General features: G+C 74.1%; 18 protein-coding genes. 9 read left to right on the forward strand and 9 right to left on the reverse strand.

Translation table 11 applies throughout. From position 1 onward, the window contains the following. Positions 1-126: 126 nt before the first annotated feature. A complete protein-coding gene (locus AF335_RS26505; RefSeq protein WP_102920961.1) occupies positions 127-333 on the reverse strand; it encodes a cold-shock protein in 207 nt (68 codons plus the stop codon). 280 nt (positions 334-613) lie between these two features. Further along, positions 614-1156: a hypothetical protein gene (locus AF335_RS26510; protein ID WP_102920962.1), complete on the reverse strand. Its 543-nt coding sequence runs from the start codon at positions 1154-1156 to the stop codon at positions 614-616. Positions 1157-1493: 337 nt separating this feature from the next. Between AF335_RS26510 and AF335_RS26520 the strand changes: the two genes are divergently transcribed. The 4 genes from AF335_RS26520 (at position 1494) to AF335_RS26535 (ending at position 5339) form a co-directional block, all read left to right on the forward strand. Next, complete coding sequence (locus tag AF335_RS26520) at positions 1494-2393, forward strand: LysR family transcriptional regulator (protein ID WP_102920964.1); 900 nt, start codon at positions 1494-1496, stop codon at positions 2391-2393. A 173-nt stretch (positions 2394-2566) separates the two neighbouring features. Then, positions 2567-3652, forward strand: coding sequence for an S-(hydroxymethyl)mycothiol dehydrogenase (locus AF335_RS26525; protein WP_102920965.1), 1086 nt, complete (start codon positions 2567-2569; stop codon positions 3650-3652). Next, the gene (locus AF335_RS26530; protein ID WP_102920966.1) at positions 3649-4278 is read left to right on the forward strand and encodes an MBL fold metallo-hydrolase; all 630 of its coding nucleotides are present in this window, start codon (positions 3649-3651) and stop codon (positions 4276-4278) included. Before AF335_RS26525 ends, AF335_RS26530 begins: the two co-directional genes overlap by 4 nt. A gap of 224 nt (positions 4279-4502) precedes the next feature. Beyond that, positions 4503-5339: a hypothetical protein gene (locus AF335_RS26535; RefSeq protein WP_228773010.1), complete on the forward strand. Its 837-nt coding sequence runs from the start codon at positions 4503-4505 to the stop codon at positions 5337-5339. Positions 5340-5399: 60 nt separating this feature from the next. On the opposite strand, the gene AF335_RS26540 is transcribed toward AF335_RS26535, so the two are convergent. The 5 genes from AF335_RS26540 to AF335_RS26560 all read right to left on the reverse strand — a co-directional run bounded on the left by AF335_RS26540 (position 5400) and on the right by AF335_RS26560 (position 11798). Further along, on the reverse strand, positions 5400-5792 hold the full coding sequence (locus tag AF335_RS26540) for a hypothetical protein (RefSeq protein ID WP_102920967.1): 393 nt from the start codon (positions 5790-5792) through the stop codon (positions 5400-5402). Positions 5793-6025: 233 nt separating this feature from the next. After that, positions 6026-7879: an asparagine synthase (glutamine-hydrolyzing) gene (gene asnB, locus AF335_RS26545; protein ID WP_102920968.1), complete on the reverse strand. Its 1854-nt coding sequence runs from the start codon at positions 7877-7879 to the stop codon at positions 6026-6028. 103 nt (positions 7880-7982) lie between these two features. Next, a complete protein-coding gene (locus AF335_RS26550) occupies positions 7983-9467 on the reverse strand; it encodes an MFS transporter (protein ID WP_102920969.1) in 1485 nt (494 codons plus the stop codon). A gap of 139 nt (positions 9468-9606) precedes the next feature. After that, a complete protein-coding gene (locus AF335_RS26555; protein ID WP_244927181.1) occupies positions 9607-9999 on the reverse strand; it encodes a hotdog fold thioesterase in 393 nt (130 codons plus the stop codon). Positions 10000-10061: 62 nt separating this feature from the next. Next, positions 10062-11798 (reverse strand): class I adenylate-forming enzyme family protein, encoded by a 1737-nt coding sequence (locus AF335_RS26560; RefSeq protein WP_102921181.1) that lies wholly within the window; start codon positions 11796-11798, stop codon positions 10062-10064. A 439-nt stretch (positions 11799-12237) separates the two neighbouring features. Between AF335_RS26560 and AF335_RS26565 the strand changes: the two genes are divergently transcribed. The 5 genes from AF335_RS26565 (at position 12238) to fabG (ending at position 17593) form a co-directional block, all read left to right on the forward strand. Continuing rightward, on the forward strand, positions 12238-14091 hold the full coding sequence (locus tag AF335_RS26565) for an AMP-binding protein (RefSeq protein ID WP_244927167.1): 1854 nt from the start codon (positions 12238-12240) through the stop codon (positions 14089-14091). Further along, a complete protein-coding gene (locus AF335_RS26570) occupies positions 14088-15221 on the forward strand; it encodes a beta-ketoacyl synthase N-terminal-like domain-containing protein (protein WP_102920970.1) in 1134 nt (377 codons plus the stop codon). Before AF335_RS26565 ends, AF335_RS26570 begins: the two co-directional genes overlap by 4 nt. Continuing rightward, a complete protein-coding gene (locus AF335_RS26575) occupies positions 15218-16318 on the forward strand; it encodes a beta-ketoacyl synthase N-terminal-like domain-containing protein (RefSeq protein WP_102920971.1) in 1101 nt (366 codons plus the stop codon). Before AF335_RS26570 ends, AF335_RS26575 begins: the two co-directional genes overlap by 4 nt. Positions 16319-16538: 220 nt before the next feature. Next, complete coding sequence (locus tag AF335_RS26580) at positions 16539-16811, forward strand: acyl carrier protein (RefSeq protein ID WP_102920972.1); 273 nt, start codon at positions 16539-16541, stop codon at positions 16809-16811. Continuing rightward, entirely contained in the window at positions 16808-17593 is a 786-nt protein-coding gene (gene fabG / locus AF335_RS26585; protein WP_102920973.1) for a 3-oxoacyl-ACP reductase FabG, read from the forward strand. Before AF335_RS26580 ends, fabG begins: the two co-directional genes overlap by 4 nt. Before the next feature lie 72 nt (positions 17594-17665). Here the strand turns inward: fabG and AF335_RS34240 are convergent, their stop codons facing one another. After that, positions 17666-18649 (reverse strand): hypothetical protein, encoded by a 984-nt coding sequence (locus tag AF335_RS34240; protein ID WP_146045624.1) that lies wholly within the window; start codon positions 18647-18649, stop codon positions 17666-17668. A gap of 653 nt (positions 18650-19302) precedes the next feature. Next, positions 19303-20436, reverse strand: coding sequence for a uroporphyrinogen-III synthase (locus tag AF335_RS26595; RefSeq protein ID WP_102921183.1), 1134 nt, complete (start codon positions 20434-20436; stop codon positions 19303-19305). Between the last annotated feature and the right edge of the window lie 157 nt (positions 20437-20593).

The following is a 20593-nucleotide window of genomic DNA, read 5'->3' on the forward strand; positions in this document are numbered from 1 at the left end:
GGCCCCCTTTTTCCGCGCTGACGCGCGGTGTCCTCAAGCGCCGGACGGGCTGATTTCAGCCCGTCCGGCGTTTGAGGACATTCGGGAAGGGGCGGGTTGGGGAAAAAGCCCCGCGCAGCGGGCCCTTCAGCGTTCCGGAACGACGTTTTCCGCCTGCGGCCCCTTGGGCCCCTGCGTCACGTCGTACGTGACCCTCATGTTCTCCTCCAACGACTTGTACCCCGTCGCCGCGATCGCGGAGAAGTGGACGAACACGTCCGGGCCCCCGTCATCCTGCGTGATGAACCCGAAGCCCTTGTCGGCGTTGAACCACTTCACCGTGCCTGCTGCCATCCGTCGTCCCGTTCCCTCGAACACGTGCCACGGCGCCGCGTGGGCGCGCGCCGGCCGGGGGCCGCACGTCGGGCCCCGGCGCACCGACCTTTCCCGCCGGGGACCGGACTCATGTCCCCCTTCACCCGTCCGGCCGCACCGAGGGCCGGAACGCGCCCAGGCCCGGCCAGGACGTTCCTGGCCGGGCCGGACCTCAAGGCTGTGTGCTGTGGTACGCGACCGCCGACGCGCTCAGCAACGCGGCGCGGTCCGGTGCCTGATCAGCTCCGGGAAGGGTGGTTCAGTGAGCCGCCGCCGGAGTGCCGGGAGTCGCGCAGGTGATGTCGGTGCCGCCCACGGGGAAGAGGCCCGACTTGTTGAGCTGGCCGCCCTGGTACTCGTAGTAGAGGTACGTGTAGAACTCGATCCGCCGGCTCGGGCCGCAGGCCGAGTCCGCGCCGACCTTGTAGGTCAGGGTGACGGTGCGGCTGGCGCCCGGCAGGACGGGCACCTTGTAGCTCACGGCGCCGCTCTGCTTCGTCGCGACGGTGCAGGAGGTCGTGTCGCCGGTGCACGCGTCGAAGGCGTACTTCAGGCCGGGGTCCGAGGTGGTCGTGTACGTCGGCTGGATCGACTGGTACACGAACTGGGAGTTCGTGGTCTGGTCGTTGGTGAAGGTGAGCTTGATGGTGACGGTGGAGCCCGGCGTCGCGGACTGCTTGTCGACGGTGATGGTCATCGGCGGGGTGTCGGCGGCCGAGGCCGGTCCGGCCAGGCCCAGGAGGGCGACGACGAAGGCGAGGATCGCGGACAGGCTCAGCCGTCCCAGTGTTGTTCTGCGCATGGCGAGGGACTGTAGACACGAACGGCCACTTCTGGCTGCACCCACCGAACAGGACCGGCCAAGGCCACTGAGCGCCGTGGGGCCTACGGAGCTGGTGTGAGCCAGGTGACACTGTTGCGACGATGTTGCGAGTTGGCCGGGAAGCGTCCCTGAACCCCCCTGAGGAGGGAGCGCGGAGAGGGCATGAAGGGGACACGAAGGGGGCGTGGAGGTGTCGTGGAGGGTCCCGGCGGGCCCACCGGACCCCCGGGCGGTGGGCCCGGTGCCGGGCCGGCCGGCGAGGGCCGCCCGGTCGGCGTGCGGGCGCCATGGCATCCAGCACCTACCATGCTGAATCATGGAACTCAGACACCTCGAGCACTTTGTGGCGGTCGCCGAGGAGCAGCACTTCACCCACGCCGCCGAGCGGCTGCGCGTGGCCCAGTCGGGGGTGTCGGCGTCGGTGCGGGCGCTGGAGCGGGAGCTGGGCGCGGAGCTGTTCCTGCGCACCACCCGGCGGGTGGGGCTCACCGACGCCGGGCGGGCGCTGCTGGTGGAGGCGCGGCGCACGCTGGCCTGCGCGGCGGCCGCCCGGGAGGCGGTCGCCGCCGTGCAGGGCCTGATGGGCGGGAAACTCTCGGTGGGCACCGAGCAGTGTATGGGCACGGTCGACGCGGCGGCACTGCTGGCCGCCTTCCACTCGCGGCACCCGCAGGTGGAGATCCATATGGAACAGGCGGGTTCCGGGCGGCTGCTGGAGCAGGTGCGGCGCGGTGAGCTCGATGTGGCCTTCGTGGTGCACGACGGCTCCCACGAGGGCGTACGGCTGCGCGGGGTGGCCGCGGAGCCGCTGATGCTGCTGTGCCGGGCGGACCATCCGCTGGCCGGGGTGGGCGGGCCGGTGCCGCCGGCGCAGCTGGGCGGGGAGGTCTTCGTGGACCTGCATCCGGACTGGGGCGCGCGACGCGCGGCGGATCTGGCGTTCGCGGACGCCGGGGTCGCCCGGAAGGTGGCGCTCCAGGTCAATGACGTCTATACGCTGCTCGACCTGGTGTCGCGGGGGCTGGGGGCGGCGGTGGTGCCCCGGCCCGTGACGTTCAAGGAGCAGGCGCGCGGGCTGAGCTCGGTGCCGCTGGACAGCCCGACGTCCTGGCAGGTGGCCGTGGCGGTGCCGGCGGCCGGTCAGCCGACCGCCGCCGCCAGGGCCCTGCTGGCGATGCTGGAGGAGCGGGGGCCGGCGGCGGTCCCCACGGAATGATCAAGGAACCGGGCGGAGGCCCGGCCGGGGTCGCCCGGCGGGCCCGCTCCATCGATTGATCAGAGAGTCTGCTGAATGTGATCGGGTTGGGATGTTGGACAGCGGCTGTCCGGCGGCGCAGAGTGGAGGGCGGCTCCACCGGAGCGACCGGAGAGAAAGGCAGGCTGTCCCCCATGGCGCAAGAAGTACGCGGTGTCATCGCCCGAGGCAAGGGCGAACCCGTCCGGGTCGAGACGATCGTGGTGCCGGACCCCGGGCCCGGCGAGGCCGTGGTGAAGATCCAGGCGTGCGGGGTGTGCCACACCGACCTGCACTACCGGGAGGGCGGCATCAACGACGAGTTCCCCTTCATCCTCGGCCATGAGGCCGCGGGCGTGGTGGAGTCGGTCGGCGCCGGGGTGACCGAGGTGGCCCCCGGCGACTTCGTGATCCTCAACTGGCGTGCGGTCTGCGGGCAGTGCCGGGCCTGTCTGCGCGGCCGCCCGTGGTACTGCTTCAACACCCACAACGCCAAGCAGCGGATGACGCTCACGGACGGCACCGAGCTCTCCCCCGCCCTGGGCATCGGCGCCTTCGCGGAGAAGACCCTGGTCGCCGCCGGGCAGTGCACCAAGGTCGACCCCGCCGCCTCGCCGGCCGCCGCCGGGCTGCTCGGCTGCGGTGTGATGGCCGGTCTGGGCGCGGCGATCAACACCGGCGGGGTCGGGCGCGGCGACACGGTCGCGGTGATCGGCTGCGGTGGCGTGGGCAGCGCGGCGATCGCGGGCGCGCGGCTGGCCGGCGCCTCGAAGATCATCGCCGTGGACATCTCCGACGGCAAGCTGGAGACGGCCAAGTCGATGGGCGCCACCCACACCGTCAACTCCCGCACCACCGACGGCGTCGAGGCGATCCGCTCGCTCACCGGCGGCTTCGGCGCGGATGTGGTGATCGACGCGGTGGGCCGCCCGGAGACGTACGAGCAGGCGTTCCACGCCCGCGACCTGGCGGGCACCGTGGTCCTGGTGGGCGTGCCGACCCCGGAGATGAAGCTGGAGCTGCCGCTGCTGGACGTCTTCGGGCGCGGCGGTTCGCTGAAGTCCTCCTGGTACGGCGACTGCCTGCCGTCCCGTGACTTCCCGATGCTGATCGACCTCTACCTCCAGGGGCGGCTCGACCTCGACGCGTTCGTCAGCGAGACGATCGCGCTGGACGAGGTCGAGGAAGCCTTCCACCGTATGGAGAAGGGCGAGGTCCTGCGTTCGGTGGTGCTGCTGTGACGGCTCGTGTCGAACACCTGGTGACGTCCGGCACCTTCGCCCTGGACGGCGGGGTGTGGGACGTCGACAACAACGTCTGGCTCGTGGGCGACGACCGCGAGGTCGTCGTGATCGACGCGGCCCATGACGCCGCCGCGATCGAGAAGGCGGTGGGCGGCCGCCGGCTGGTGGCGATCGTGTGCACGCACGCGCACAACGACCACATCGGCGCCGCCCCCGCGCTCGCGGCCGCCACGGGCGCGCCGGTCCTGCTGCATCCCGCCGAGCGCGAGCTGTGGGACCGGACGCACCCCGGCACGGCGCCCGACGGCGAGCTGGTGGACGGCGGGACGCTCAGCGTCGCCGGTGTGGAGCTGACCATGCTGCACACGCCGGGCCACTCCCCCGGCGGCGTCTGCCTGTACGCGCCGGAGCTGGGCACGGTCTTCACCGGCGACACCCTCTTCCAGGGCGGGCCGGGGGCGACGGGGCGGTCCTTCTCGGACTTCCCCACCATCATCGACTCGATCCGGGACCGGCTGCTGACCCTGCCGCCCGGGACGGTGGTGCGCACCGGCCACGGCGACCCCACCACGATCGGCACCGAGGCACCGGCCCTGGCGGACTGGATCGCCCGGGGGCACTGAGCCCACCCGCGCCGGGGGCCCGCACGACGACCGTGCGCGCCCCCGGCCGGGCCTCTTGACGGCCGCGTCGCCGACCATGCGGGCGGGGGCGCACCGGCCAACTCCCGTACGGGGCCCGCCCGGCCTCGGACCCGCGCGTGCCCGGCCGGTGGCGACGGTGCGCGGGAATCACTAGCGTGAGGAGTGACGGGAGCAGCTCTCAGGGGCGAGAGGACGCGCACGCCATGACGCAGACGCCGGGGACCGGCATGACCTCCTTCGACGAGATCCACGACCGGCCCGACCCCCGGGACTACTTCCAGGCGCTCGGGCCGTGGGAGTACCGGACGCCGCACCACGCCCAGGACGTCTTCCGGCGGCTGGCCGGCGCCTGCGGGGGTCCCTCGGCCACGGTGGTGGACCTCTGCTGTTCGTACGGCAACAACGCCGCGCTGCTCAACCACGACGTGACCCTGGACGACCTGTACGCCCGCTACGCCTCGGCGGAGATCGCCGGGCTCGGCACGGGCGAACTGATCGAGGCGGACCGGAAGTTCTACCGGGCGCGGCGCCGGCCCCGGGCGTCCCGGGTGGTCGGGCTGGACATCGCCGCGAACGCCGTGGGCTACGCCCGCGCCGTGGGCCTGCTGGACGCGGGGTTCGCCGTGAACCTGGAGACGACGCCGCCCGGCCCGGAGCTGCGGCGGGAACTGCGCGGCGCCCGGCTGCTCACCGTCACCGGCGGGGCGAGCTTCCTGACCGGCCGGAGCCTCGGCGCCGTGCTCGACCACGCGGACGGCCCGGTGTGGGTGGCCGCGTTCGTCCTGCGGACCTATCCCTACCGGCCGGTCGCGAGCGCCCTGGCGGCGCGCGGGCTGCGTACGGAGAAGCTCACCACGCGCACCTTCCCGCAGCGGCGGTTCACCGGTCCCGACGAACAGCGGTACGCCGTGGAGGCGGTGGCGGCGGCCCGCGAGGATCCCCGCGGCCGGGAGACCGAGGGCTGGTTCCACACCGCCCTGTACGTGTCCCGGCCCACAGCGGACGCGGAGGCGGAGCCGCTGGCGAAGCTTCTGGCGTGACACGTCGGTTCGCCCTGCCGGTCCTTGGGCCGGCAGGGCGAACCAGGGCCGGGGGCGGCTTCAGCTGAGGTCGACGACAGCGCCCGCAGTGGCGACCGTACCGGCCGGACAGGTGAGGCGGACGAAGAAATTCCCGTTGAACACGGGGCTGTTGAACTGCTGGCCGCTACACACGACGCGGGACTGCCACCTGGTCCCGTTACACGTGATTTCCCACGACGTGTTGTCCAGCGCGCCTCCGCTGCAATGCAGGTTGGGCGACGGGGGCACCCCGGGGGCACCGCCCTCCGAGGGCGTGGCAGCGCCTTCCTCAGTCTTTCCGGTGTCCAGATTCGTGGCGGCGTAGCGCGCGCCTTCGGCCGCGTCGGCCGTCGGGGCCATTCCCCCGCCGGCTCCCAGGACGAGCAGGGCGCTCACCCCGAGCGCACCCAGAGAATTCAGCACCTTCATCATGACCCCTTTCCCAACTCGGCTCGGCCGACTTCCCGTTGACTCGACCCTTCGAGCCTGGGGCGAGCTTCGCGAAGTGCGCGGCAGGAGTCAATATCGAGGATTTACGACACATAATCCCATTACTGGGAAGGTCATCTCCAAATCCTTATCCACCTTTAGGAGAATCGCTTCTCCATATCACCCCCGGAAATCTTCTGACACGACCGATTCACCCGTACGGCCCCACCTCGACTTCAGATCTCCAGCGAGACGTCGTGCCTGCGGAACCAGAAGTCCAGGGCGAGCACGAGTTCCGTGCCGGTGCGGAACCCCGGCGCCGGGTCGTCGGCGGTGGCCGCCGCGAGGGACGGGCCGTCGAGGAGGGCGTGGACCGGCGCGTCGGGGCCGGTGGTGGCGCGCTTGAGGGCGGTGCGCAGTCCGTCGAGGTAGTGCGGGTCGCGGGTGGTCGGGTAGGGGGCCTTGACGCGGTCGGCGATCGCGGCCGGGAGGAGGTCGCGGGTGGCGGCGCGGAGCAGGGACTTCTCGCGGCCGTCGAAGGTCTTCATGGCCCAGGGGGTGTTGAAGACGTACTCGACGAGGCGGTGGTCGCAGAAGGGCACCCGGACCTCCAGGCCGACGGCCATGCTCGCACGGTCCTTGCGGTCGAGCATCCACTGGACGAAGCGGGTGAGGTGCAGGTAGCCGATCTCGCGCATACGGCGTTCCCGGCCGCTCTCCCCCGGCAGCCGGGGCACCTCGGCGAGCGCCTCCCGGTAGCGGGCGTCCCGGTAGCCCGCGAGGTCGATCTTCTCCAGGAGGCCGCGGTCGAGGAGGGCCTCGCCGGGGCCGCTGCCGGGGCCGGAGATGCCGGTGCCGAAGGGCGGGGCGAGCCAGGGGAAGGTGTCGGCGGCGACGGAGTCGGGGTGGTGGAACCAGCGGTAGCCGCCGAAGACCTCGTCGGCCGACTCCCCGGAGAGGGCCACGGTGCACCGCTCGCGGACGGCCTTGAAGAGCAGGTAGAGCGAGGTGTCGCCGTCGCCCAGGTCGAAGGGCAGGTCGCGGGCGCGCATCACGGCCTCGCGGGCGGCCGGGTCGAGGAGGGCGCTCGGCTGGAGGGTGACGACGTCGTGGTCGGCGCCCACATGGCGGGCGAGGGCCTCGGCGAAGGGGGCGTCGGGGGTGCCGCGCCAGTCGTCGGCGCGGAAGTCCCGGGCGTGCCGGGCGAAGTCGAGGGCGAAGGAGCGGACGGCCCCGCCGCCGGTGGCGGCGCGGTGGCGGGCGGCGAGCGCGGTGATGACGCTGGAGTCCAGGCCGCCGGAGAGGAGCGTGCCGACGGGGACGTCGGCGACCAGCTGCCGGCCGATGACGTCCTCCAGCAGCTCCCGTACGTGGCCGACGGTGGTGCGCAGGTCGTCGGTGTGCTCCCGGGCCTCCAGGGCCCAGTAGCGGCGCAGCCGGCTGCCGGTGCGCCCGACGCGCAGGGTGTGGCCGGGCGGGAGTTCGTACATCCCCTTGTAGACGGCGTGGCCGGGGGTCTTGGTGAAGGCGACCAGCTCGGCGAGCCCTTCGGCGTCGACGACGGGGCGGACGGCGGGGTGGGCGAGGATCGCCTTGGGCTCGGAGCCGAAGAGGACCCCGTCGGCGAGCGGGTGGTAGTAGAGCGGCTTGACGCCCATGCGGTCGCGGACCAGGAGGAGTTCCTCGGTACGGGCGTCCCAGAGGGCGAAGGCGTACATGCCGTTGAGCCGCTCGGTGAAATCCTCGCCCCACGCGAGGTAGGCGTGCAGCACGACCTCGGTGTCGCTGCTCGTACGGAACACGTGGCCGCGTGCGGCGAGTTCGCGGCGCAGCTCCCGGAAGTTGAAGACCTCGCCGCTGTAGGTGAGGGAGACGAGGGTGCGCCCCTCGTGGGCGAAGGTCATGGGCTGGGCGCCGCCCTCGATGTCGATGACGGCCAGCCGGCGGTGGCCGAGGGCCGCGTGGGTGTCCAGCCACAGGCCGTGGGCGTCCGGGCCGCGGCACGCCATGGTGCCGGTCATCGCGTCGGCCGTGGCGGCCGTGACGGGTCGCGCCGGGTCGTACGAGACCCATCCTGCTATTCCACACATGGCGTGCTGTCTCCTGTCGCTCTGCCTCTTGATCGGGTGCGGGACGGGGTGCGGTCCCCGCTCGGCGGGGACCGCACCCCGCGAAGGGCCGGAGGGAGGTGGGTCAGACGTGTGCGGCCGGGACGTCCGCGCCCCGGGTGGCGCCCGGGCCGGTGAAGCGCTTGAACGTCCAGGTCGTCCACATCACGACGAGGACCATGGCGACGCTGATCGCGGTGGCCCAGCCCATGGCCGTGGCCCAGCCCGCGGAGGTGGCCTCGTGGCCGGCGACGGCGAAGAACACCGCGCCGATGACGGCCACGCCGGCGGCGCCGGCGAACTGCTGGGTGGTGGTGAGGATGCCGGAGGCGATGCCCGCGTCCTGGGCCCGTACGCGCATCAGCGCGGCACCGAACAGGGCGGGGAGCACGACGCCGTTGCCCGCGCCGATCAGGCACAGGCAGCCGACGATCCAGGGCAGGCCGGTGCCGGAGCCGGCGGTGAAGAGCCGGGCGGCCAGGGCGCCCAGGCCCAGGGCGATGACCCCGCTGCTGACGACGAGGGCGCTCATGCCCCACCGGTCGGTGAGCCGGCCGCCGATCATGGAGGTGGCCGTGAAGAGGATGCCCATCGGGGAGAAGACCAGGCCCGCCTGGAACGGTCCGAGGTCCAGCCCGGACTGGAGGAGCAGGGTCAGGGTGAACATGAAGCTGCCGAAGTAGACCATGAACGCGACGCTCGCGACGACGCCGCCGCGGAAGGAGGGGCTGCGGAACAGCGGGAAGACGAGCACGGGGTCGCCGCCCCGGGCCCCGAGCCGCCGTTCCCAGCGCAGGGTCACCAGGGCGACGGGGACGGCCAGCGCCATGCTGGTCCATGTCCACGCGGGCCAGTCGGAGCTGTGGCCCATGGTGAGCGGCACCAGGAGGAGGGCGAGGGCGAGGGAGACGCCGAAGGCGCCGACGGGGTCGAGGCCGACGCGCCGGGCGTGGGTGCGGGCGGGCAGCACGCGCATCGCGGCGGCGGCGATGACCACGCAGAACGGCACGTTGATCAGGAAGATGGTGCGCCAGCCCAGACCGGCGAAGTCCGCGGCGATCAGGGCGCCGCCGAGCACCTGCCCGGCGATGGAGCCGAGGCCGGCCGCGGCGCCGTACCAGGCCATCGCGCGGGGCTTCTTCTCGTCGGGGAAGTCGGCCGTGACGACGGCGAGCACCTGCGGGACCATCACGGCCCCGGCGAGGCCCTGGGCCAGCCGGGCGACGATGAGCTGCTCGGGGCTGACCGCGATGCCGCAGAGCAGGGAGGTGACCCCGAAGGCGATCGTGCCGATGACGAAGAGCCGGCGGTAGCCGTACTTGTCCCCCAGCCGGCCACCGGTGATCATGCCTGCCGCGTAGGCGAAGGCGTAGCCGCCGACGACGAGTTCGAGGGCCGCGGGTCCGGCGTGGATGCTCTTCTCCAGCGACGGCGCGGCGACATTCACCACGAAGAAGTCGAACTGGGCGAAGAACATGGCCGACAGGAGGACGAGGAGGACGGGGCCGGTGCGCGGGGACGGGGGTGTGGTCCTGCCCGCCACGGTGGGCGGGACGAGTTGGTCGGTCATGGGACTCCTCGGCGCCGGCGCGTACGGCGGGCGGCGCGGTTCGCGGACCTGTGGTCGGGTCGGTACGGGGTGAACAGCGGGGATAGAAGGGGTGGAGGGCGCGGGACACGGAGTGGTGGGGGTGCGCGCCCGCGGCGTGTCATGACCGCCGTCTCCTCCCGTGGATGGCGCAGGTGATGCGGGAGGTGCACAGGCGGCGTCCGCCGTCGTCGGAGATGACGACCTCGTAGCTGGCCGCCGTGTCGCCGAGGTGGAGCGCGGTCGCGACGCCGGTGACGGTTCCGCCGCGCACGGCCCGGTGGTGGGTGGCGTTGATGTCGATGCCGACGGCGATGTGGCCGTCGCCCGCGTGCAGCACCGCGCCGATGGAGCCGAGCGATTCGGCGAGGACGACCGACGCGCCGCCGTGCAGCATGCGGTAGAGCTGGGTGTTCCCGGCGACGGGCATGGTGGCGACCAGCCGCCGCGGGGAGGCTTCGAGGAAGGTGATGCCCATCCGGCCGGCCAGGGTGCCGGCGCCCGCGGCGTTGATCCAGGCGACGGGGTCCTCGGCCGGCGCGGGGCGGAGGCCGGCGGTGCCGGCGGGCGCGGCGGTCACCGGGGTACCGCCGGTACGGGCACCTCGGCGGCCGTGGCGACGGACTCCGGGTCGGCGGGGCGGTAGGTCCGCAGGGAGACGTACTTCTCGCGCAGCTGCCGCTTGAGGACCTTGCCGGTGGGCCCGAGCGGGATGTCGGCCGGTGAGGCGGCGATCTCCAGCAGGGCGAGCCGGGGCTGGCCTATCCGGTCGAGGACGGCGTTGGCCCGGTGCAGGAGACCGGCCGCCGAGACCGGCGGGCCGCCGCCGTTCCCGCCGCCCGCGTCGTCGTACAGGCGGACGAGGGCGACGGGCACGGTCCGGTCCTGGTCGTGGCCGGCGACGACGGCGCAGTCGGCGACCTCCGCCAGGCCGAGCAGCAGTTCCTCCTCCATCAGCGCGGAGTAGCCGTCCCCGGCGTCGGTGCGGATCCGGTCGACGGCGCGGTCGACGTGGAAGAAGTCGCCGTCCTCGGTGCGGTGGACGAGGTCGCCGGAGAGCCAGTAGCCGGCGAGGGTCGAGCGGTAGGTGGTGTCGGAGTCGTTCCAGTAGCCGCGGGCGATGGAGTCGCCGCGCACGCCGAGCAGTCCGACCTCGCCCGGGTCCGCGTGGCTGCCGTCCTCGCGCAGGACGGCGACCTCGGAGATCGGTACGCGCCGGCCGAGGTGGCGGGCGCGGGGCGGGCTGTCCGGGGTGATCACCCGGCGCAGCGCCGCCCAGCCGAGCTCGGAGGAGCCGAGGCCGTCGTCGATGACGGAGCCGGGCACGGTGGTGTCGCCGGTCCGGGTGCGGCCGAGCCGCATCAGCTTGCGCATATGGGCGTCGTGGCCGCAGTCGCCGAGGTTCAGCCACACCTCGACCGAGCCGAAGGCGGTGGGGTCGGGGTCGCGGGTCGCCAGGTCGGTCAGGGCCTCGTTGAAGGCGAGCACGACGGTGGGCCGGTAGGTGGCGCAGCCGCGGGCGAGGCCGGGCCCGGTGGGGTCGGACCAGCCGACGGTGGGCAGACCGGCGAGGAGGGAGTAGAAGGTGAAGGCGATGGCGCTGGAGTGGGACTGGGGGAAGGCCGCCAGGGCGAGGGAGTCGGCCGGCTCGGGCCGGCCGGCCAGCCGGTAGAGGGCGCCGGCGACGCTCTGCCGGTGGGTCCACACCACGGGCTTGGGATTGCCGGTGGTGCCGGAGGAGTGGCAGATGACGACCGGGTCCTCGTCGCCGTGGCGGTACTCGGCGCCCGCGGGCAGCCGGCGGTTGCCGAGGATGCCGACGTCCTGGCGGGTGCGGGTCCAGCGGACGACGGGGAGTTCGCGCTCGCGGCCCGCGAAGAGGGCCAGCCGGGGCGCGTCGGTGTAGATGCCGACGGGGGCGGTGCGGCGGATCAGGCCGAGGGCCAGTTCGGGCTTCATCCGGCCGTTGATGAGCACCGCGATGGCCCCGATGCGGGCCAGGGCCGCGAGCTGGAGGTGGTCCTCGAAGGAGTCCTCCAGATAGACGGCGACGCGGTCGCGGGCGCGGACCCCCTGGTCGTGGTACCAGGCGGCCCAGGCTTCGGCCAGCGCGTCGAGCTGGTCGAGGCTGAACTCCGACTGCTGCCAGCCCTCGGTGTTGAGGAGCGGGACGTCGGCGGCGATCAGCGGCAGGTCGGCGGCCGGGTTGAGCTCGGCGGCCACGCGCCACGCGTTGCCGCCGCCGAGGCCGGGGTGGTCCACGAGGCTCAGCCGGGCCTCGGGGGTCAGCAGCGTGCGTGAAGTGAGGGGCATCATCCACCTGGCTTCTGTCGGGAATTCCGGTACGGGAACCGCGGAATCGCGGGGCGCGCCTACGGGAACTCTCGGCACGTCTTCGGGGGCTCCGGGACTTCGGGTGGCGAATGCGCTGCCGTCGTTTTCCCGACCGCTCCGGAACCCGGCAGTCCGCCGGTGGTGCCCGCCGACAAGTGACGTTATCCGCGCCGGGGCCCGTACGGCCATCGGCGGCCGCATAGCCCGTCAAGTCCACTCGTCCGCACACCCGTTCACCCGCTCGGGCCAGGCATGACGCCCTTGGCACGGGCCCCCGCGCCGGCGGCCGAGGACCTGACGTACTGCCCCGCCACCCCCTCGATACCGGAATTCCGCCTCGCTAGTGTCAGGAAAGTCCTCCGGAGAGCTCCGGCAATGCCGTGACCGGTAGCCGTACCACCCGATAAGGAGTACACCCGTGCGGAAATCCGACGCCGGTGACCGGCTTCGCGAAATAGTGGCGTTCGTCCTTGAGTTGGATGTGCGGGACGTACCGGCCGACGCCTCGTTCCACCAGGAGCTCAAGGTGGACTCCCTGGAGAAGGTCGAGATCGCGGCGCGCATCGAGCAGACCTTCGGGATCGCGCTCACCGACGAGGAGACGGCGGCCGTCGACAGCGTGCGGGACGCGGCGGTCCTGCTGGCGGCGAAGGCCGCGGGCGAGCGCTCCCCGGCGGCGGGCCCGGCGCACGGGGACGCCCCGGCCGCACCGGCCGCCGCACCGGCCGCCCCGGCGGCCCGCCCCTCGCTGACGGACCGTCTACTGGGTGGCCATCTGGCGGCCGGGCACGGCGAGCGGACCGCCTATGCGGACCCCGACGCCGGTGAGGTGTCGTACGCGCGGCTCCACGAGGCGGCGCGGGGCTACGCCGAGGCGCTGCGGGCGCGCGGGGTACCGCCCGGCCGCCGCGGTCTGATCGTCGCCGAGGACTCTGTGGCCACCGCCGCGGCCGTGCTGGGCCTGTGGTGGCACGGCTGTGTGCCCGTGCCGGTGAGCCCGCTGCACGCCGACGCCGATCTGCGGTTCATCGCCGGGGACTGCGCGGCGGCCCTGGTCCACCTGGACGTCGGAGCGGCCCGGGAGCGCTCCCTGGCGGAGGCGTTCGCCGGCCTGCCCCTGTGCACGGGCGAGCAGGTGCGGGAGGGGCTGCGCACCGGGCGGGCGACCGGCGCCTACCGGCCCGGCGGGGCGGCCCCCGCCGCCGCACGGCCCGCGGACCGGGAGGCGCTGGTCCAGTACACCTCGGGCAGCACCGGCCGGCCCAAGGGTGTGCGCCACTCCGCCGCCGGGATCGCCGCCGTGCTGGACGGCTTCGGCGAGGTGATGGGCCTCCGCCGGGACGACGTGGTGCTGTCCACCGCCCGGATGTCCTTCGGCTACGGCTTCGGCAGCTCCCTGCTGTGCACGCTGGCCGCCGGGGCGAGCGCCGTCCTGCTGCGCGGCGCCGTCGACCCCCGGGCGGTCGCCGCCGCCCTGCGCCGGCACCGTCCGACCGTCCTGTGCTCGGTGCCCCGCCTCTACGCGGGGCTGCTCGACGCCCTTCCACCGTCCGGAACCGAGGTGTCCGGGTCGCTGCGGCTGTGCCTGACCGCCGGGGAGAACTGCCCGGCCGGGCTCAGCCTGCGGGTCCAGGAGACCTTCGGCGCGCGGGTGATGAACTGCCTCGGCGCCACCGAGGTCATGCACGTGGCCGTCGCCACCCCGGCCGCGCCGCCCATGCACGGCCTCGCGGGGCTGCCCGTCCCCGGGGTGACCGTGACCGTCCGCGACGACCGGGGCGTACCGGTGCCCGACGGCACGGACGGCCGGCTGCACATCAGCGGGCCCACGGTCGCCCTGGGCTACCTCGACCGCGCGGACGCCGACGGCACCACGTTCGCCGACGGCGGCGCTTACACCGGCGACCTCGTCCGGCGGAACCCCGACGGCGGCATCGTCTACCTCTGCCGCGCCGACGACATCCTCAACCTCGGCGGCTACAAGGTCGCGCCCGGTGAGATCGAGGACGTGGTCCGCTCGATCGACGGCGTCACGGACTGCGTGGTGGTGGGCACCCCCGACCCGCACGGGCTCCAGCGCTCGGTGGCCTTCACCGTGACCGAGCCGGGCGCCGACCGGGAGGCCGTACGGCGGGCCGTCCGCGCCTCGGTCCGCGCCCGGCTCGCGCCCTACAAGCGCCCCAGCCGCTTCGAGTTCGTCGACGTGCTGCCTTCGACTACCACCGGCAAGCCGGCCGCCTACAAGCTCCGTGAGCAGGTGGGGCGGTCATGAGCTGGGACATCGTCGGCATGGGCGCGGTCGCGAGCATCGGCACCACCCCCGGGGAGATCTTCGACTCGCTGTGCGCGGGCCGGGGCGGGCCGGCCGGGCTCCGCGCCTTCGACACCGACAGGTACCGGGCGAAGCGGGCGTACGAGATCGACGACCGGGCCCGGCCCGGGGTCGACGAACCGGGCCGCGCGACCCGGTGGCTCAAGGCGGCCGTCCGTCAGGCCCTGGCGGACGCGGGCCACCCCGGCGACCTGGGCGACGTGCCCGTACTCGTCGGCACCACGCTCCAGGAGCAGCGCAGCGCCGAGCTGTGGTGGCGGCGGGGCGCTCCGCTCGGCACCGCCGACCTGTACTTCGGCACGGCGCTGCGGGAGACCTTCGGCGCCGTCCGCACCTACACCTTCGCCAACGCCTGCGCGGCCGCCCTCTACGCCCTGGCCATGGCCACCGACCTGATCGAGGCGGGCGAGGCCGACACCGTCGTGGTGGCGGGCACGGACGCCATCGGCGAGAGCGCCTTCGGCACCCTGGACCGGGTGCAGAACGACGTTCCCGACGCGCTGCGCCCCTTCGACCGGTCGCACAAGGGCATGCTGATGGGCGAGGGCGCGGTGGCCGTGGTCGTACGGCGGGCCGCCGGCCCCGGGCAGCGGGCGCACGCCCGGCTGCGGGCCGTCGGCGTGAACTGCGACGCCCATCACCCGACGGCTCCCGACCCGGCGGGCATCACCCGCGTGCTGCGGGACGCGTACCGGCGCGCCGGGGTGCGGCCGGAGGACGTCGACCTGGTCATGCTGCACGGCAGCGGCACCCCGAAGAACGACACGACCGAGGCCGGGGTGCTCGCGGGGATCTTCGAGCCGGGCGCCGGGCCCCTGATGACCGCGATCAAGTCCATGACCGGGCACACGCTGGGCGGTTCGGGGCTGCTGAGCCTGGTCGTGGCGGCGCTCGCGGCCCGGCGGGGCACCGTGCCGCCGGTGCTCGGGCTCACCGACCCCGTGCCGGAGGCCGCGGGTCTCCGGCTCGTCCGGCACGAAGCGGCGGCCGCGGAGATCGGCATCGCCCAGGTCGACGCGTTCGGCTTCGGCGGGATCAACGCGGCGGCGATCCTGGAGGCGACACCATGAGGCACGACGGGCACAAGCGACACGACGGCCACGACGGCACGGTGCGGAGGGGGTCGAACGGGGGCCCGGCGCGGGTGGCGCCGGCGGGTCCGGGGCCCGCGCGGCTCCACCGGTCCCGACGGCCCGGGCGGCCCGCGCCCCGCGAGGTCGTCGTCACCGGCGTGGGGCTCGCCGTCCCGGGGCTGACGCTGCCGGACGAACTCCTCGGCGCCGTACGCGAGGGCGGCTTCGACCCGCACACCGGGCTGACCGGCCGCGAGATGCGCCACAAGGACCGCGGCTCCCGCCTCGCGCTGCGCGCCACCGAGCCCGCGCTGCGCGACGCCGGCCTGTACGGCGAGGACGGCTTCGGCGGCGACGGGGACGGCACCGCCGTCCTGGTGTCCTCCAACTTCGGCATCCTGGACAGCGTCTGCGAGTTCGCCGACGTCATCGCCCGGGACACCGTCACCGGGCTGAGCCCGCTCGGGCTGCCCCGGACGTCGAGCAACGTCACGGCCGGGGCGGTCGCCATGCGGCACGGGCTGCGCGGGCCGAACATCACCCTGTGCAACGGCCCCACGAGCGGGCTCGACGCGGTGTACTGGGCGCGCGGCGCGATCGCCGCCGGGCGCGCCGAGGCCGCCGTGGTCGTCGGCGTGGAGCCCTCGGGCGACGCCGTCACCAAGCTGCTGGGCGCCCCCGTGTTCGACGGCGCCGTCGCCCTCGTCCTGGAGTCGCGCACGGGCGCGGAGGCGCGCGGGGCGCGTCCCCGGGCCACGGTCGGCGGCTACGCGCGCGCGTCCGGCAGGGCGGCAGCGGTGGCGGCCGTGACCGCCGGTCGGCCCGCCGGGACGGTGGGTCTGTGGCTCACGGAGGGGGCGGCGGACGGCGCCGTCACGGCGCCCCTGGACGAGGGCCCCGCCGCCGGGGCGGCCCCCTTCGACCTCCAGTCCCGCCTGGGCCTTTGCGCCGGTGCTCTCGGGGTGCTCCAGTGCGCGGCCGCGGTCGCCCACTTCGACGGCGGCCGCGGCGGCGCGGTGCTCGCCACCGCCGGGCGCGCGGGGGACGACGCGGTGGCGGCGCTGCTCCTGACGGGCGCGCGGGGCCGGCCGTGAGACCGGGGCGGCGGCCGGGACCGGTACGGGACCGGCCGGAGACCGTACGCGAAGGGCGCGTTCGACGTCCGTACCGAGCCGCGTTCGACGTCCGTAACCGGCAGCCGTGTTCGAAGGCCGTGCCCGAGGGACCTGTCCAAGAGTCCCGTTCCGGGGCCGTGTCCGAGGGCCTCATCCGAAAACCCTGTCCGTACACCTGACGATGCATGAGGAGTCACCCATGTCCGTACAGCCCCCGTCCTCCGTCCTCGACGTCGAGGAGCTCCGGGCCGTCGTGGCCGGCGCGGTGGAACTGCCCGTCGAGGAGGTCACCGACGACGCCCGTTTCAAGGAGGACCTCGACGTCGACTCGCTGATCTCGCTGGAGATAGCGGTCCGCGTGGAGGAGCACTTCGGCATCCGTATCGACGACGCGGAGCTCGCCGGGCTCGGTTCGTTCCGGCGGGTCAGCGAGCTGGTGCGGGACCGGGTCGCCGGGCGGTCCGCCGGATGAGCGCGTGGCCCGGCACGGCGCCGGACGACCGGGCGGGCGACGCGCCCGGCCGGCCGGTGGCCCTGGTGACGGGCGGCTCCCGGGGCATCGGCCGCGCCGTCGTCCTGCGGCTGGCCGAGGACGGCTTCGACGTCGCGTTCTGCTACCACGCGCACTCCGACGCGGCCGACGCCGCCGCCGAGGCGGCCGAGGCGGCGGGGGCCCGCGTCCTCGCCCGGCGGGTCGACGTCGCGGACGCCGGCCGGGCCCGGGGGTTCGTCGCCGAGGCGGCGCGGGAGCTGGGCCCGCTGTCGGCCGTCGTCACCTCGGCCGGCATCACCCGGGACCGGCCGCTGCCCCTGATGTCCGACGCGGAATGGCACGAGGTGATCGACACCAATCTGCACGGCACGTACCACGTCTGCCGCGCGGCCGTCTTCCCGATGATGCGGCGGCGGACGGGGGCGATCGTCACCCTGTCGTCCGTGGCGGGGATCCACGGCAACGCGGCGCAGGCCAACTACGCCGCGTCGAAAGCCGGGATCATCGGCTTCACCCGCTCCCTCGCGAAGGAGGGCGGCAGGTACGGCGTCCGCGCGAACGTCGTCGCCCCCGGCCTGATCACCACCGACATGACGGCGGAACTGCCGGAGGCGGTGACGCGGCGGCACCTCGACCGGATCCCGCTGGGCCGGGCCGGGCGGGCGGAGGAGGTGGCGGACGTGGTCGCCTTCCTGGTGTCGGCGCGGGCCGCGTATGTGACCGGCCAGGTGGTGGAGGTCGACGGCGGCTCGGGAGGCTGACGGGCGCCCCGGGAGGAGCGGTTCCCCCCTCCCCGGCCGCCCCGGCCCCCGTGCCGTGAACGCCGGCCGGGCTCAGTTGATCACGACGGAGTTGTGCGACTGGAAGAGCCCGCACCACTCGCTGTACGGCCTGCGGTCGCAGGTGTACGGATCGGTGATCACACGGCCGGAGTTGTCGGTGTTACGGGCCGGGGTGCTGCCCGGCTTGTGGGCCCAGATGCCCCCGGGGTGCAGGCGGTACCAGTGGTAGTCGCGGAAGCCGCCCGGGAAGGTACCGGTGACCAGCGCGACGACATAGCGCAGCGTGCCGGGCGGCTGGCAGTTGCCCCAGACCCGCAGCCCGTCGCGCAGGGCCCCGGTGGACACCTCGTTGCAGCGCACCGTGCCGGGAATGGTGTAGCCGTGGGCGCGGCCGGGCTGGGCGAAGGTGTTCGTCCGCCGGTTGACCGCGAAGTTGTAGCAGTTGTTGTGCGGCTGGGTGTCGGGGGCGTTCCAGAAGGCCGGGTTGAACGGGGTCACGTCATAGGCGCAGGCGAGCGCCGCCCCGTCGCCCAGCGAGGCTATCTGCCCCTCGGCCTCGACCGGGCCCCTCCCGCCGTCCTCGTCGTGGGGCTCGACCGTGGTCGCGCCGCCCGCGCCCCGGCGCGCGGTGCGCCGGATCTCCTCGCACACGGATTCAAGGAACTCCTCCGGGTAGCCGGCGGTTTCCCCGGAGTTCCCGGTGTCGTCGGCGTCCCGGCTCCCCGAGGAGCCCGCCCCGGTGGTCGGCATGGTGCGTACCAGCCGTTCGGCGATCTCGGCACCGGCGTAGGGGTCCCGGCCGCCTCCCCCGGCCAGCTCGAACCTCGGCGGCAGCCCGGCGGTGTCCAGGTCGTCGGTGAGCTCCACCTGGACGCCCCGGAAGCCCAGTCCGGTGAAACCGCTGGCCACCTCCGCGACGGCGGCCCGGTTGCGCGCGACGAGCTCCAGCAACTCGTGCACCTCGTCGGGGTCCTGGATCTCCCAGGACGGATTGGGACGCCCGGAGAAGATATCGACGACCACTCGGATTCCCATGAATTTCCCCCTCGCGCATTTACGGACCGGCGGAAAAGCGGAACAGCGACTGCCGGACAGGGTGGCAGCCGCCGCGAAACACCTCGCTTTCTACTCCCGGTCAACCGGCCGGTCAAGCAGGGCCCGAGGGGAAAATTATTTCTACTCCGGGGCCGGAAAAATCAACGGAAGCATGCATTGACACATGGCGGGCGCCGCTGGGAATGTCCCTTGCAGGGCGCGCCGGAAGGCGTGTCCGCGGGCGATCGGGGGCTATCAGGGGGGCAGCATGCCGCCGGCCATGGGAGACCCGCGGCCGGTACGGCCGGATCGATCGAATCCGCGGCAGGCGCGGGACGCGCGAATTCGGAAGAGAATTCTCCGATTCATTGGCCGCGCCCGGGGAAATCGGGGAATCCGGCACGCTCTCCGGCGCGTCTGACGCCCACCGTGTCCCCGGTACGCCCGGCACGCCCTCGCGCGTGACGGGCCGTCCGGAACCGCGGGCCGGTCCACTCCCCCGGTGGGCCGGCCCGCCGCCTCCGGGCGGGGCCTCCGAACGGGCCGGCCGCCCGCGCGCCGTGACCGCGCGGGCGGCCGGCCTCAACCCCGTACCGGCCTCAACCCCGTACCGGCAGCCTCAACCCCGTACACCGGCCTCGGTCCCGCCCGGCTCAGGCGTCCACCGCCAGCCGGTACCCCCGCTTGGGGACCGTGCGGACCAGGCCCGCGTACGCGCCGAGCCCGTGCCGCAGCCTGGCCACGGCGGCCTCGACGGCGTGCTCGTCCGGCGGCGGGTCCGCCCACACCCGGCGCAGCAGGTCGTGGCGGCTGAGCACCCGCCCCGGCCGCTCGGCCAGGGCGCGCAGGAGCGCCGCCGGCACCGGTGGCAGCCAGACGCCCTCGCCCTCGACGAGGAGCGCGCTGCCCTGGAGGACCATGTCCCGGCCGCCGGCCCGCAACTCCCGCCGCCCCCGGGCCGGCAGGGTCTCGGTGAGCGTGCGGACCAGGGCGCCGAGCCGGCCGCGCTCGGGCCTGACGGTCGGCACCCCGAGGTCCTCCAGCGGCCGGGCGCACAGCGGTCCGACGCACACCGGCACCACGGCCTCGCGCAGCGCGGCGAGCACCTCGTCGCGCAGTCCGGCCACGCGCGCGGACTCCAGGAAGTAGCCGATCGCCGGCGCGCTGGTGAACGTCACGGCGTGCACCTCGCGGCGGGCCGTCTGCTCGGCCAGCCGCCGTACCGCCTCGGGGTCCGGCGGCGGCGCCCACCGGTAGACCCGTACCTCTATCACCTGCGCGCCGTGGTCGCGGAGCGTGGCGGAGAACCCCTCGGAGGGGGCGCCGTGCTCCTGCACCGCGATCCGGCGGCCGCGCACGCCCCGGGCGAGCATCCAGGACAGCAGTTCGTCGCACGCCTCGGTGCGGGGTGAGTACGCCTCCGCCAGCCCGCTGGCCCGTACGGCGCCGGTGGCCTTGGGCCCCCGGCTGACCACCGTCGCGCCCCGGCACAGCTCGGCGAGGCGCGCCCCCTGCCCCCAGCCCTCGGCCGCGCTCATCCAGCCGCGCCAGCCCACTCCGGTCGTCGCCACCACGTAGTCGAGCGGCCGGGTGAGGCACGCCTCGGTGGCCCGGCGCAGCGCCACGTCGTCCTCGCTGGGGACGATCCGCATGGCGGGGGCCTCGATCACCCGGGCTCCCCGGCGTTCGAGCAGTGTCCTCAGTTCGTCGCGTCGCCGGTCCGCGGTCACTCCTATGACGAAGCCGGCCAGCGGTCCGGCTACCGCGGTGGTGGCGCCAGTTCCCATGGAGCGCATGGTCCGCCCGCGGGGTTTCCACCTCGTTGCGCCTCCGTCACACGAGGGTTAGCGAACACCCGGCCGGTGTTACGCGGGATGTCGTACCGCCCACGCCCGCCGGGCCGGCGCGTGAGCATCGTGTACCGCGGCGGCAACACCGCCGAAT

This window comes from Streptomyces eurocidicus (assembly GCF_002891295.1).
In the GTDB taxonomy this organism is placed as follows: Bacteria; Actinomycetota; Actinomycetes; order Streptomycetales; family Streptomycetaceae; genus Streptomyces; species Streptomyces eurocidicus.

What these genes read in the sequence shown, in the direction of transcription:
- AF335_RS26505 (WP_102920961.1), bottom strand. Translation starts at nt 333, where the DNA reads ATGGCAGCAGGCACGGTGAAGTGGTTCAACGCCGACAAGGGCTTCGGG.
- AF335_RS26510 (WP_102920962.1), bottom strand. Translation starts at nt 1,156, where the DNA reads ATGCGCAGAACAACACTGGGACGGCTGAGCCTGTCCGCGATCCTCGCC.
- AF335_RS26520 (WP_102920964.1), top strand. Translation starts at nt 1,494, where the DNA reads ATGGAACTCAGACACCTCGAGCACTTTGTGGCGGTCGCCGAGGAGCAG.
- AF335_RS26525 (WP_102920965.1), top strand. Translation starts at nt 2,567, where the DNA reads ATGGCGCAAGAAGTACGCGGTGTCATCGCCCGAGGCAAGGGCGAACCC.
- AF335_RS26535 (WP_228773010.1), top strand. Translation starts at nt 4,503, where the DNA reads ATGACGCAGACGCCGGGGACCGGCATGACCTCCTTCGACGAGATCCAC.
- AF335_RS26540 (WP_102920967.1), bottom strand. Translation starts at nt 5,792, where the DNA reads ATGATGAAGGTGCTGAATTCTCTGGGTGCGCTCGGGGTGAGCGCCCTG.
- asnB (WP_102920968.1), bottom strand. Translation starts at nt 7,879, where the DNA reads ATGTGTGGAATAGCAGGATGGGTCTCGTACGACCCGGCGCGACCCGTC.
- AF335_RS26550 (WP_102920969.1), bottom strand. Translation starts at nt 9,467, where the DNA reads ATGACCGACCAACTCGTCCCGCCCACCGTGGCGGGCAGGACCACACCC.
- AF335_RS26560 (WP_102921181.1), bottom strand. Translation starts at nt 11,798, where the DNA reads ATGCCCCTCACTTCACGCACGCTGCTGACCCCCGAGGCCCGGCTGAGC.
- AF335_RS26570 (WP_102920970.1), top strand. Translation starts at nt 14,088, where the DNA reads ATGAGCTGGGACATCGTCGGCATGGGCGCGGTCGCGAGCATCGGCACC.
- AF335_RS26575 (WP_102920971.1), top strand. Translation starts at nt 15,218, where the DNA reads ATGAGGCACGACGGGCACAAGCGACACGACGGCCACGACGGCACGGTG.
- AF335_RS26580 (WP_102920972.1), top strand. Translation starts at nt 16,539, where the DNA reads ATGTCCGTACAGCCCCCGTCCTCCGTCCTCGACGTCGAGGAGCTCCGG.
- fabG (WP_102920973.1), top strand. Translation starts at nt 16,808, where the DNA reads ATGAGCGCGTGGCCCGGCACGGCGCCGGACGACCGGGCGGGCGACGCG.
- AF335_RS34240 (WP_146045624.1), bottom strand. Translation starts at nt 18,649, where the DNA reads ATGGGAATCCGAGTGGTCGTCGATATCTTCTCCGGGCGTCCCAATCCG.
- AF335_RS26595 (WP_102921183.1), bottom strand. Translation starts at nt 20,436, where the DNA reads ATGGGAACTGGCGCCACCACCGCGGTAGCCGGACCGCTGGCCGGCTTC.